Source organism: Exiguobacterium aestuarii (assembly GCF_020171655.1).
In the GTDB taxonomy this organism is placed as follows: Bacteria; Bacillota; Bacilli; order Exiguobacteriales; family Exiguobacteriaceae; genus Exiguobacterium; species Exiguobacterium aestuarii_A.
This window is the reverse complement of record NZ_JAIVAC010000001.1, coordinates 422,204-435,444: the sequence shown is the minus strand read 5'-3', so window position 1 is coordinate 435,444 and position 13,241 is coordinate 422,204. Positions and strand designations below refer to the sequence as shown.

The 13,241-nt window shown below is 51.0% G+C and carries 11 protein-coding genes; 1 reads left to right on the top strand and 10 read right to left on the bottom strand.

From position 1 onward, the window contains the following. The first annotated feature begins 131 nt into the window (after window positions 1–131). Window positions 132–1,823 carry an NFACT family protein gene (locus LCM29_RS02245; RefSeq protein ID WP_224860637.1) on the top strand — a complete coding sequence of 564 codons (1,692 nt, stop codon included), beginning with the start codon at window positions 132–134 and terminating at the stop codon, window positions 1,821–1,823. A gap of 52 nt (window positions 1,824–1,875) precedes the next feature. Here the strand turns inward: LCM29_RS02245 and LCM29_RS02240 are convergent, their stop codons facing one another. The 10 genes from LCM29_RS02240 to LCM29_RS02195 all read right to left on the bottom strand — a co-directional run bounded on the left by LCM29_RS02240 (window position 1,876) and on the right by LCM29_RS02195 (window position 13,115). After that, window positions 1,876–2,814 carry an FUSC family protein gene (locus LCM29_RS02240; RefSeq protein ID WP_214783850.1) on the bottom strand — a complete coding sequence of 313 codons (939 nt, stop codon included), beginning with the start codon at window positions 2,812–2,814 and terminating at the stop codon, window positions 1,876–1,878. After that, a complete protein-coding gene (locus LCM29_RS02235) occupies window positions 2,811–3,641 on the bottom strand; it encodes a hypothetical protein (RefSeq protein WP_214875376.1) in 831 nt (276 codons plus the stop codon). The genes LCM29_RS02240 and LCM29_RS02235 overlap by 4 nt, the downstream gene beginning before the upstream one ends. Before the next feature lie 89 nt (window positions 3,642–3,730). After that, window positions 3,731–4,357 carry an orotate phosphoribosyltransferase gene (gene pyrE / locus LCM29_RS02230; RefSeq protein ID WP_224860635.1) on the bottom strand — a complete coding sequence of 209 codons (627 nt, stop codon included), beginning with the start codon at window positions 4,355–4,357 and terminating at the stop codon, window positions 3,731–3,733. Beyond that, the gene (gene pyrF, locus LCM29_RS02225; RefSeq protein WP_224860633.1) at window positions 4,341–5,045 is read right to left on the bottom strand and encodes an orotidine-5'-phosphate decarboxylase; all 705 of its coding nucleotides are present in this window, start codon (window positions 5,043–5,045) and stop codon (window positions 4,341–4,343) included. The genes pyrE and pyrF overlap by 17 nt, the downstream gene beginning before the upstream one ends. Then, window positions 5,020–5,946: a dihydroorotate dehydrogenase gene (locus LCM29_RS02220; protein ID WP_224860631.1), complete on the bottom strand. Its 927-nt coding sequence runs from the start codon at window positions 5,944–5,946 to the stop codon at window positions 5,020–5,022. Before LCM29_RS02220 ends, pyrF begins: the two co-directional genes overlap by 26 nt. Then, the gene (locus tag LCM29_RS02215) at window positions 5,943–6,662 is read right to left on the bottom strand and encodes a dihydroorotate dehydrogenase electron transfer subunit (protein WP_224860629.1); all 720 of its coding nucleotides are present in this window, start codon (window positions 6,660–6,662) and stop codon (window positions 5,943–5,945) included. Before LCM29_RS02215 ends, LCM29_RS02220 begins: the two co-directional genes overlap by 4 nt. Then, a complete protein-coding gene (gene carB / locus LCM29_RS02210) occupies window positions 6,659–9,862 on the bottom strand; it encodes a carbamoyl-phosphate synthase large subunit (protein WP_224860627.1) in 3,204 nt (1,067 codons plus the stop codon). The genes LCM29_RS02215 and carB overlap by 4 nt, the downstream gene beginning before the upstream one ends. A gap of 1 nt (window position 9,863) precedes the next feature. After that, window positions 9,864–10,946 carry a carbamoyl phosphate synthase small subunit gene (locus tag LCM29_RS02205; RefSeq protein ID WP_224860625.1) on the bottom strand — a complete coding sequence of 361 codons (1,083 nt, stop codon included), beginning with the start codon at window positions 10,944–10,946 and terminating at the stop codon, window positions 9,864–9,866. Then, complete coding sequence (locus LCM29_RS02200) at window positions 10,924–12,204, bottom strand: dihydroorotase (RefSeq protein ID WP_224860623.1); 1,281 nt, start codon at window positions 12,202–12,204, stop codon at window positions 10,924–10,926. The genes LCM29_RS02205 and LCM29_RS02200 overlap by 23 nt, the downstream gene beginning before the upstream one ends. Then, a complete protein-coding gene (locus LCM29_RS02195) occupies window positions 12,201–13,115 on the bottom strand; it encodes an aspartate carbamoyltransferase catalytic subunit (protein ID WP_224860621.1) in 915 nt (304 codons plus the stop codon). The genes LCM29_RS02200 and LCM29_RS02195 overlap by 4 nt, the downstream gene beginning before the upstream one ends. Window positions 13,116–13,241: the final 126 nt, after the last annotated feature.

Sequence of the window (13,241 nt, the reverse complement as noted above, 5' to 3'; positions counted from 1 at the left end):
CACATTTAATTATAATAGCAGTCAATCAATTGTCCCGGCAAGAAGAAGTTCGGATTTCCTACTCCATCGTACCATATTTTCTGTTTTTCTGATAACGTAGAGACAGAAAATGAACAAAGGTGATGAGATCATTGGCTTATGATGGATTAATGACATATCGTGTCGTACAAGAATTACAATCGCTCGTCGGAGGACGAATCAACAAAGTACATCAACCGTATTCTCTCGATTTGATGCTCCAAATTCGTTCGAACCGACAGAACGCGCAACTACTCATATCAGCAAACGCGATGTATGCCCGTCTTCAATTGACGGATACACCGATTAAAAATCCGCAAGAACCGCCGATGTTCTGCATGATGCTACGAAAACATGTAGAAGGCGGATTTATCACGGCGGTCGAACAAATCGGTCGTGACCGTGTCATCGTCATCTCCGTCCGCTCTCGAAACGAGCTCGGTGATGAAGAATCGAAAAAAGTCTACATCGAGTTGATGGGACGTCACTCGAACGTCGTCTTAACTACAGAAGACGGGAAAATATTAGATGCAATCAAACACCTCCCGCCTTCGCAAAACACGTATCGAACGATCATGCCGGGTAGTGAATACCTCCTCCCGCCAGAACAACATAAGTTCGACCCGTTGTCTGATTTGACGGAAGGGTTGAAGCGAATCGACTGGAATGCCGGCAAATTGGACAAACAGATCGTCGCCACGTTCGCTGGGGTCAGCCCTCAAATCGCTCAAGAAGTCGTGCACCTCTCGAAGATGCCGAACCGTGAATCGATTCAGCAAGCGTTCGAGAACGTATTGTGTCAGCTTGAAGGACCTTATGTGTTCCAACAACTCGCTTCTGGAAAGGAACGTTTCGCCCCGATCGTATTGACGGCAGGAGAAATCGTATCCGAGGAAACATATGCATCGAGTAAAGAAGTGCTCGACCGTTTCTTCTATGAGAAAGCGAACCGTGACCGCGTCAGACAACAAGCCCACGATGTGGAGCGTCTCTTGAAATCCGAACTCGAGAAGAACTTGTTGAAGCGCCGCCGTCTCTTAGAGGACTTAAAGGCGACAGAACGAGCGGACGAGTTACAAAAGTTTGGCGAGTTGTTGACGACGTACTTGTTCCAGCTTGAAAAAGGGATGCGTGTCGCTGAAGTCGTCGATTACTACGATGAAGAGGGTGCGACCATCTCGATTCCGCTTGACCCGCTCAAAACGCCGAACGAGAATGCGCAACAATATTATAAGAAGTACAACAAATTAAAAGTTGCTAAAGTCGAAGTGAAAAAACAACTCGAATTAAACGACGCGGAAATCGACTATTTGGAGACGCTCACCGCCCAGCTCGATGTCGCCTCTCCATCCGACCTACTCGAGATTCGGGAAGAGCTCGCCGAAGAAGGATACATCCGTCAAAAACGTCAAAAGAAAAAAGCGAATCCAAAGATTTCGCTTGAAGCGTACACGTCTTCGACGGGAACAGAATTCTTCGTCGGGAAGAATAATACCCAAAACGACCATCTGACGTTCAAGTTCGCACGCCGTGATGAGATTTGGCTTCATGTCAAAGACATCCCGGGTTCTCACGTCATCATTCGTTCCACGGACCCCGATGAGACGACGCTTCTTGAAGCCGCATCGGTCGCTGCCTACTTCTCGAAAGCACGCGCATCGAGCGGTGTGCCCGTCGATTATACGCGCGCCCGCTACGTGAAAAAACCAAGCGGTGCCAAACCCGGGTTTGTCATCTATACGGATCAACAGACCGTCTACGTGACACCGGATGAGCAATTGATGAAGTCGCTGAAACAGTCATAAACGAAACCCGCCATGTTCTGATGGCGGGTTTTTAGTAAGGAAACAACTTGATTTACGCTTTCGGGTCATGCTTAAACGCTTCGAGCTGTTCATGATAATCGAGCAAATGCCCGTGTAAAATTTCTGAAACGGATAAATCTTCGTGCGGCAACCTAAAGAGCGAATACGGTTTATCACACGTATAGAGAATATCATGATGGTGCGCGAGCAAATATAAGAACTCCGATTCGAACGCCTGACGTTCTTCCTCGCTCATGAGTAAGAAGGCTTCCCGATGCTCGGCTAGACTTTCTAGTAGTAAGACGAGCTTGTCTTCGAGATGAATGAGCAATCGATACTGCTTGATTGTCATATACTTTAATTTCACGTTCGTCACTTTCATATCCTCTTGAAGCATCATATGCAACTCCTGATGACCGAGGATGCGGGCACGCGTCTCTAATAGTTCCGCCGGGGAACCGACGAGTTCACGCCAATGGTGGAACAAATAAGATGAGGTCTTTCTGACCTCGCTCAACAAACGATCTTCATACCGCGGTGGCAAGAACGCATAGTTCACACCGAGCGAGACGAATACACCGACTGCCGTCAACAATGAGCGTGTCCATGCATAATGGAAGAAATCCGAAGTCGGGTTTTCTAACATCATGACGATGGCGAACGCCGCATACGTCGACATGTGTGTCTTATCGAATGTCGTATTGAGCGTGAGCGACACGATGACCGCTAGACCAATGGAGATGGGATTGACGCCGAACAAATAGACGATGAACAGCCCACACATGAGACCGACGACCGTTCCGAATATTCGACTGAACACGATTTTAGACGAGCGCTTGACGGTCGGTTGCATCGCCACAACGGCTGCGATTGCACCCATTCCAGAATAAATTCCGAATACATACCACGAGATTGCGACGGTGATCGATACAGCAATCCCGGTCTTTAACGTACGAAGCCCGATTTTCGGGATGTAGCGTTTTCCATTCATTTCAGTTCGACCTTCCCTGTCTCAGAAATCAACTCAACGACAGGTCGATTCGATGTCGACAACTGATAGACACCTGGTTCGACTTCTTTGTAACGGTCGCTACTAGAAATTTTCCCAGCCGTCGTCACGTTCACTTGCCCTGTCGCATGTTTTGGCGCATAACTAAGCGTTCCTGCCTCCGTTTGAACCGTCATCGCCTGGTTCACGACGACGTCTGTGATGGTCGCATGACGATAAGAACGGATATCTCCCGTTACGAGACGTGCGGATTCGATTGTCGTATCACTCTTCGTCTCAATTCGCAGACGATCACTATCAATTTGCTTCAAATTGACAGCGTTCGCATTCATCACAATCGTTTTCACGTTTAACCCTTGCCCGGTCACTTGTTCAGCCCCGAGATGAACCGAGGTCATCGAACTCGGTAAGGCAACGCGAAGCTTATAGCGGGACGGTTCATCACTGGCCCGACTGCCGAAATAGCTGAACCACCCATACCGCTCGACGACATAGATGGTATCGCCGACCGATTTGACTTTGATACGTCGTTCTTTCGAATTGGTCTGCACCACTTCGATTTGTACTTTTTCATTTGTACTACGCACGAACTCGACATTCCCATGATACGTCTCAAGTCGTAACTTCTTCATTTGGTATCGATCTTCATACTGGTCCCCTAACGCCAACAAATGGCTGAATACGAATAAATTCACGAGAAAGAGCGTTGGGATGACCGTCAAGACGAGACCGAAGGCGATTTTACGATGTTTCGGGATTGCCCGGAATCGTGCGCTCCATGTTTTTTCTTTGCTTCTTGAATACGCCATATGCCTCTCCTTCTTGGTTCACTTTCATCAGTTTACCATGAAGTATGACATATGCCGAATTGAAAAAGAATCCGCCCGAAGGTGGATTCTTAAGACGTGACGAGGTCGCTCCAGGCGCGAGGATCTTGTTGCCACTCGCGAAGAGAGTGAATCTCTGATTGGGTTAAGTTCCCTGTCGATTCCGCAACCTCGACCAATTCAGGGAATGTCGTCAATGAAGTGGCACTGAGATTTGCATCCGCTAAATTCTTCTCTAAAATCGGCAATCCGTAAGAGAAGATGGCTTGAATGCAGACGACCTCACCGCCCGCTTCACGAATCGCATGGGCTGCATCGATACTTGACATACCTGTCGACAACAAATCTTCGATGACGAGCACGCGTGCTCCACCGTCGAGTTTCCCCTCGATTTGATTCCCTTTCCCATGTCCTTTCGCACTCGAGCGGACGTAAATGAATGGAAGACCGAGACGGTCGGCAAGTAAAGCGCCGTGTGGGATACCGGCTGTGGCCGTTCCCGCGATGACATCGATTTCTATTGATCCGACTGCGTCCACCAATCCATCGATGATCATGTTACGGATATCGGGATAACTGAGCGTCAATCGGTTGTCACAATAGATTGGGCTTCTCAACCCGCTCGACCATGTATATGGCTCCGTCGGTGATAATGTGACGGCTTTGATTCGTAATAAGGCTTCAGCGATTTGTTTCATATGATTGTCCCCATTCCATCATAAATTGTTCATACATGGCTAACGGATCATTTGCGCGTGTGATCGGGCGACCGACGACGATCGCGTGGACACCGGCCAGTCTCGCTTCACGAGGCGTCGCGACACGTACCTGGTCGTCATCGGTTTGACCGAGTCGAATCCCAGGTGTGACCGTCATAAACGCGTCACCGAGTTCCTGATGAATCATCTTCGCTTCCTGAACAGATGCAACGACACCATCAAGTCCCGCCTGCTTAGCGAGCGATGCCTGACGGATGACAGCTTGATCAAGTCGACCCGTTATCCCGAGCTCCGTCTGCATCATCTGTTCATCCGTGGATGTCAATTGGGTGACACCAATCAAACGGGTCGTGTCATTTTCTTGGCGAAGCCCATCCAACGCATAGCGCATCATCTTTTCACCGCCTAGCGTATGCACGTTCGTCATCTCGACCCCAAGCTTTCCGATTTGACGCATCGTGCGACGTGCCGTCTCTGGAATATCATGTACTTTCACATCGAGAAAGACCGGATATCCGAGGTCGACCAACTCTTCGACAAAGCGTCCACCTTCCCGATAAAACAGTTCCATCCCTACTTTGACAGCAGGTCGGTCTGAGAAAGGTTTTAATAAATGAAGCGCCTCATCGCGTGTCTCCACATCAAGGGCGAGATACAAGTTGTGCATATGCTTTCCCCCTCACATCAAGAATGTGTTCAATCCCAAGTGAATCGAGTCGTGACGGTAATGCCTCGATGATTTCTTGACAGACGTATGGATTTTCAAAGTTTGCGGTACCGACCGCAACGGCGGACGCTCCCGCATAGATGAATTCGAGAACGTCGTCAACCGTCCGAACCCCGCCCATGGCGATGATTGGGATATCGACCGCTTGCGCGACTTCATATACCATCCGGACCGCCACCGGTTTAATGGCTGGACCTGATAATCCGCCGATTCGATTCGCCAAGATCGGTTGCCCGGTCTGGATATCGATTCGCATCCCAACGAGCGTATTGATCATCGTCAAGCCGTCCGCCCCAGCCGCTTCGACTGCACGCGCCATGTCAGTGATCGACGTGATGTTCGGGGACAGCTTCACATAGACCGGCTTACTTGAAGCCGCTTTGACGAGTCTCGTCAATTCCGCAGCCATCACAGGATCCGTCCCGAACTGCATCCCCCCACACTTCACATTCGGACATGAGATGTTCAGCTCGATGGCTTTGATGGTCGGGTCCGCACTGATGCGACGTGCGACTTCCACATATTCGTCTGGCGTCGACCCGGCGACGTTGGCGATAATCTCTGTATCGAAAGTGGAGAGGAACGGCAATTTCTCCTCGATGATTGCATCGACCCCTGGATTTTGAAGGCCGATCGCATTGAGCATCCCTTGCGCCGTCTCTGCGACACGTGGCGTCGCATTTCCGAATCGTGACTCTTCTGTCGCTGCCTTGATCATGATGCCGCCTAAGATGGAGAGGTCATACAGTTTGGCAAACTCTTCCCCGAATCCGAAACATCCAGAAGCCGGGATGATCGGATTTTTCAACTGGAGTCCTGGTAACTCGACATGTAATCTCATAACAGCACCTCTTCCGCATTGAATACCGGTCCATCGCTACATACTTTTACATAGCCTTCCGGTGCTTTGCAGACGCAAGCAAAGCAAGCGCCAATGCCACAACCCATTCGATTTTCAATCGAGACGTAACGCTCCGGAATCGGCGAAGCGGCGACCGCCTTCAACATCGCTTCCGGGCCACAGCTGAACAATACGTCCGCATCGATGCGTGCGAGTGGTCCCGTCACAAATCCGCGTTCCCCGTGGCTCCCGTCAACGGTCGTGATAATCGTTTCCCCGAGCGCTTGAAATGCTTCTTCATAAAAGACGCTCTCTTTTGAATCAAACCCAAGTATCGCAATCGTCTCAATCCCCATCTCATGTAGACGACGTCTGACGTAGTAAAGGGGAGGTACCCCGATTCCACCACCGACGAGGACAACCCGTTTCCCATATTGTGCGAGCGGAAAGCCGTTTCCGAGCGGTCCGAGGACGTCAAGCGTGTCCCCAACACGCTTGTTTGCCAACTCGGAAGTCCCTTCTCCGATTACCTTATATAAAAATGTGACTTCTTCTCCTTCAACGTTCGCCACCGACAACGGTCGACGTAACAAGCCGGACGTCTTGATGTGAAAGAACGTCCCAGGGGCGACTTCCACCCCAGGGCAACGTACTTTCATCTCCATCGTCGCTTTTGCGATTTGGCGATTGCTGATGATGGTTACGTCACGTCTCATACCATCACCCCGAACTTCGTGAATGCTGGAATGCTGACCGTTTGGAATGACAGACTTTCAATGACTTGTAATAGCGCTTCGACCGTGTCGAGCGATGTGAGGCACACTGTGCCTTGCTCGGCGGCCGTACGTCGAATCAAGAAGCCGTCTTTCGTCACGAGTGCGTCGCGACTCGTCGTATTGATGATCAAGTCGACTTCCCCGCGTTCGATCACGCTGAGCATCGTCTCACCTGATTCTTGAATCTTCCCGACCCGACGGACGCGCATCTGCTCCGCTTCTAGTCCATCTGCCGTACCGCTCGTCGCCATGAGACGGAAGCCGAGACGGTCAAATCGTTTGGCTAAGGCAATCGCCTCATCCTTGTCGTGATCTGCGATTGTCATGAGGACGTTTCCTTTTAAGGCGATGTTCATTCCAGCTGCGACAAGACCTTTATAGAGCGCTTTTTCAAGAGTCCGGTCTGTTGCCATGACTTCCCCTGTCGATTTCATCTCAGGTCCAAGCGACGGATCGACTTCTTTTAATTTCGCGAAAGAGAAGACCGGCACTTTGACAGAGATGCTCTCTGACTCGGGATGGATGCCTGTTCCAAGACCAAGTTCTTTCAAGCTCGTTCCGAGAATTGTTTGCGTCGCAATTCGTGCGACCGGTAAACCTGTCACTTTTGAGATGAACGGAACCGTTCGGCTCGCACGCGGGTTTACTTCGATGACATACAAATCATCTGCATAGACGAACTGGATGTTCAGAAGTCCTTTGATGCGGAACGCTTTCGCCAATTTGATCGTGTAGTCGACGACTTTTTGCTTCAGCGCGTCACTGAGGCGTTGTGGTGGATATACAGCGATCGAGTCACCAGAGTGTACACCGGCACGTTCGATATGCTCCATGATGCCTGGGATATAGACGTCCGTCCCGTCACAAATCGCGTCGACTTCAATCTCAATTCCCGTTAAATAGCGGTCGATGAGAACCGGACGATCTTTCGAGGCGATGACGGCGTTTCGCATGTAACGCTCGAGCTCTGACTGTTCATAGACAATCTCCATCGCCCGTCCCCCGAGGACGTAAGATGGTCGGACGAGTACCGGGTAACCGAGTTCATTCGCACATGCAACCGCCTCTTCGACGTTCGTCGCTGTCTTCCCTGGTGGTTGGGCCAATCGTTCAGCTGACAAGGTTGCCTCGAACGCCTTCCGGTCTTCGGCGCGATCGATGTCTTCTAATGACGTCCCGAGAATCTTCACGCCGTTCGCTTCGAGCGATGCCGCCAAGTTGATGGCGGTCTGTCCACCGAATTGAACGATGACGCCGAGCGGATTCTCGTTATCGATGACTTCTAACACATCTTCCGTCGTCAACGGCTCGAAGTACAGGCGGTCGGAGATGGAGAAGTCTGTCGAGACCGTCTCTGGGTTGTTGTTGATGATGATGGCTTCATATCCGGCGTCACGAATCGTCTGAATGGAATGAACGGTCGCATAGTCAAACTCGACACCTTGACCGATTCGGATCGGACCTGATCCGAGGACGAGGATCGATGGGCGGTCTGTCTTCACCGCTTCGTTCTCCACTTCATAGGTCCCGTAGAAATATGGCGTCTCCGATGCGAATTCCGCCGCACACGTGTCGACCATCTTATACACAGGGCGGATGTTCCATCCGTGACGTTGCGCACGAATCGTTTCAACGTCTGTCTCAAGGATTCGGGCGATGGCGACGTCACTGAAGCCGAGTCGCTTCACGTCGAGCAAACGCTCTGACGTCAATGGCTCCGATGCAAGTTGTTGCTCGGTCTGCCAAATATGATTCAGTTTGTGTAAGTAGAAACGATCGATTTTCGTCAATTGATGAAGCGCTTCTACCGTGTATCCGCGGCGAAGAGCCTCATATACCATGAACAAGCGCTCGTCTGTCGGGTGAACGAGACCGTGCTCGAGCTGTTCTGTGCTCAAGTCCTTAAGTTGCGGGAGATATAATTCCTCCATCCCAAGTTCGAGCGAGCGCACGGCTTTTAAAAGCGCCTCTTCTAAGTTTCGACCGATGGCCATGACTTCACCCGTCGCTTTCATTTGTGTACCTAAGCGGCGATCCGCGGACTCAAACTTATCGAAAGCGAAACGAGGGATTTTGGCAACGACATAATCAAGTGCCGGCTCGAATGATGCGTAGCTCGTCTCGGTGACCGGGTTTTTTAATTCTGACAACTTATAGCCGACAGCGACTTTTGCAGCGAGTTTGGCGATCGGATAGCCTGTCGCTTTTGATGCGAGCGCCGAGCTTCGTGAAACACGTGGGTTCACTTCGATGACGTAGTATGTGAAGCTATCTGGGTCGAGAGCGAACTGGATGTTACATCCTCCTTCGATCCCGAGTGCCCGGATGATGTCGAGCGAGACGCTACGAAGCATCTGATAATCGCGGTCCGATAACGTCTGAGTCGGTGCGAATACGATTGAGTCTCCTGTATGGACACCTACCGGGTCAAAGTTTTCCATCGCACAGACGATGATGGCCTGGTCGCTCGAGTCACGCATCACCTCAAATTCGACTTCTTTCATCCCGGCAATCGACTTCTCTAACAACACTTGCGTCACTGGACTCGCCTTTAAACCAGATTCGACGATTTGCTCGAACGATTCACGGTCATGGGCAATCCCTCCACCGGTTCCGCCGAGCGTGTAAGCAGGTCGAATGATGATCGGATATCCGATACGCTCTGCAAATCCCCAAGCAGAATCGAGCGTATGAACGATTTCACTCTCAGGAACGCCATGCCCGAGCTCGAACATGAGGTTACGGAACTGCTCACGGTCTTCAGCTTGTACGATGGCGGCTAGATTCGTTCCGAGTAATTCTACCCCACAATCGCGTAATACTCCCCGCTTATCGAGTTCAAACGCCAAGTTCAATCCTGTTTGGCCACCGAGTGTCGCGAGTAGCGCATCGGGGCGTTCTTGGCGGATGATTCGCTCGACGAATTCGGGTTCGAGCGGTTCGATATACACGCGATCCGCTGTCGTTGGGTCCGTCATGATTGTCGCCGGGTTCGAGTTGACGAGAATGACCTCGTAGCCTTCTTCTTTCAAGGCAAGACATGCCTGTGTACCAGCATAATCAAATTCTGCTGCTTGTCCGATCACAATCGGTCCTGATCCGATCACAAGGATTTTCTGAATATCTGGTCGTTTTGGCATGTCAAATTCCCACTTTCTGTTTGTTTTCTTGAACGAGTTGCATGAAACGGTCAAATAAATCGTTGGCGTCATATGGTCCTGGTGCTGCTTCCGGGTGATACTGTACCGAGAATGTCGGATGATGCAGATGTTTCACTCCTTCGATCGTTCCGTCGTTGACCGCACGATGTGTCACGATGAGCGCTGTATCGAGTAGTGATGCCTCCTCTACTGCGTATCCATGGTTTTGAGATGTAATCGTCACGGCGCCTGTCTCCAATTCAAGGACAGGATGGTTCGCTCCACGGTGTCCGAACGGAAGTTTGAATGTGTTCGCCCCGTTCGCGAGCGCGATCAGTTGATGACCGAGACAAATCCCGAACATCGGTGTCGTCGGCATGAGTTGTTGAATGAGTGGAATCGCTGTCGGGACGTCTTTCGGATCCCCCGGTCCGTTCGACAACATGATGCCATCTGGCTCGTACCGCAACACGTCTTCTGCCGTAGTGTCATGTGGAAAGACGATGACTTCACAGTCCCGCTTCATCAACTCGCGCATGATGCCAAGTTTGGCCCCAAAGTCGATCAACGCGATCCGTGGCCCCGTACCAGTACTTACATACGTCCGTTTCGTCGAGACGCGTGCGACTTGGTCGTTCGGAGACAGTTCGTTAAAGCGAGACTGTACTTCGTCCCATGTCAACTCACCATCAACGAGGACACCTCGCATGACACCTTGTGCCCGTAAGTGACGTGTCAACATGCGCGTATCGATATCGGATAACCCTGGGATGCCGAAGCGAGTAAGCGTTGCATCTAGCGTCGCCGTGGAACGGAAGTTCGACGGTGTGTCGCAAGCCTCTTTTACAATCAATGCTTTTGCCATCGGAACTGTCGTTTCGAAGTCTTCACGATTGACACCGTAGTTTCCGATCAACGGGTTCGTCAGCACGATCATCTGGTCGCAATACGACGGATCCGACAAAATTTCTTGATAACCGGTCATACCTGTTTGGAAGACGACTTCCCCAATCGTATCCGCTGGTGCCCCGAATCCTTTACCGACAAATTTCATTCCATCCTCAAGCCATAATGTTCGTTTCATCAAATCGCCCCTTATATACAATTTCGCCACCGACCATCGTCATGACCGGCCATCCGACAAGTTGTTTCCCCGTAAACGGTGTGTTCTTTCCTTTTGAATAGAACGTCGACGGATCCACCACGCGCGTCTTATCTGTATCGATCAGTACCAAATCGGCATCCGCCCCAACTTTCAGTTCACCTCTTGCTAATCCAAATACGTCGCTCGGACGCTTCGTCATCCAGTCGATTAACTGATGTTCTTTCATGATGCCCGTCTTCACGAACGTCGTGTACAGAAGCGGGAACGCTGTCTCAAATCCGGTAATCCCGAACGGTGCACGCTCGATCCCTTGCGCTTTTTCCTCTGCCGTATGTGGGGCATGGTCTGTCGCAATCATGTCAATCGTTCCATCGAATAATCCTTCAAGAAGCGCCTGTCGATCGTCCTCGCTTCGGAGCGGAGGATTCATCTTGAAGTTGGCATCGAGCCCTGGGATATCGTCTTCGCTCAAGACGAGGTGGTGAGGAGTCACTTCTGCCGTCACTTGAATACCTGCCCGCTTCGCATCTCGGATGACACGGACCGATTGCCGCGATGAGACGTGACACACGTGATAATGACAGCCCGTTTCTTCGGCGATCAGCACATCTCGGGCGATATGGATACTCTCTGCAAGACTTGGAATCCCTTGAATCCCGTGCGCCTCACTGAACTTCCCTTCGTGGACCGATCCTGCTTTTAGCGTATTGTCTTCACAGTGCGCGACGACGGCCTTATTCAACCGTTTCGCTTCACGCATCGCTTGTCGCATCATCGCCGCCGATTGAACACCGACCCCGTCATCGGTGAAGGCAAATGCATCTGATAGAGATTCCATATCAACCTGTTCTTCACCGAGCTGCCGCTTCGTGATGGCAGCGTATGGAAGGACACGGACAACCGCATCTTGCTCAATCTTTTGAAGGAGCGCGTCCATCGTGACGCGATCGTCTGGTACCGGTCGCGTGTTCGGCATCGAACAGATTGTCGTGAATCCACCCGCCGCTGCCGCCATCGTTCCCGTTTTGATCGTTTCTTTCGCTTCGCCTCCCGGCTCACGCAAGTGGACGTGAACATCGACAAGTCCTGGTGCGAGTAGGTAGTCTGTCGCATCGATGACTTCTTCCCCGGCTGTCGACCCGTTATAATTGAGCGATTCGATTTTTCCGTCTTTCAATAGGATGTTTGTCGTGCGTTTTGTCCCGTTGTCATACCATGTCGCGTGTTGAAGTATCATTGTTGTCCTCCTAATGCTCGATTTAAGATGCTCATGCGTGCATAGACGCCGTTCTTCATTTGCGGGAAGATGCGTGACCGTTCATGTTCGATCAGACTGCCCGCAATCTCGACATCCCGATTGACCGGTGCCGGATGCATGATGATGGCCCCTTCTTTCATCCGCTCGACTCGCTCGACCGTCAGTCCATATCGTGTGTGATATTCCTCTTTCGAGAAAATGTCTCCCATGATATGACGCTCGTGCTGAACCCGTAACAGCATGATGACGTCACTTACTGCTAGCACATCATCAAGTTCTTTACGCTCAAGCCCCATCGAATCATCCCACCATGAGGCTGGGCTGCATCCGACGACGTTTGCCCCGAGACGCTTCAACACACTCGCATTCGATCGAGCGACGCGACTATGAACGAGGTCTCCACAGATGGCAACGTTTAATCCTTGGAACGTTCTGAACTCTTCAAAGATTGTGACGAGGTCGAGTAGTGATTGGGAAGGGTGTTCGCCACTCCCGTCGCCCCCATTGAGTACCGGGATCTTCAACTTCTCAACGAGTTCATGATAGTATCCTGCTTCTGGATGTCGGATGACGAGTGCGTCAACTCCAATCGCTTCGAGCGTCTTGCACGTGTCGTAGAGTGTCTCTCCCTTCGTGACCGATGACGTCGTCACATCAAACGGAATCTCTTGCATGTTCAAGTGTCGCTCGGCCATTTGAAACGAGTTTTTCGTACGCGTCGAGTTTTCAAAGAACAGGTTTGCGACCGTCTTCCCATCGAATAGTGGGGGTAGGTCCCCTTGCTTATAGCGCAATGACTCTTCAATCATGCCCATGATCTCATCGAGCGAGAGTGTGTCTAAGCTGACGAAGTGTTTGACTGGTTTGACATTCGTTTGCATCGTATTCATGTTCGTCTCCTCCTTTTGTTAGAGGCAAAGAGAAAAGGCGTCTCTTCACCGATGTGAAGGGACGCCTTCATTTGGGCAAGGTACACCCAAATAAACGAGCCTTCACTTTGCCGACCTCACGGGATC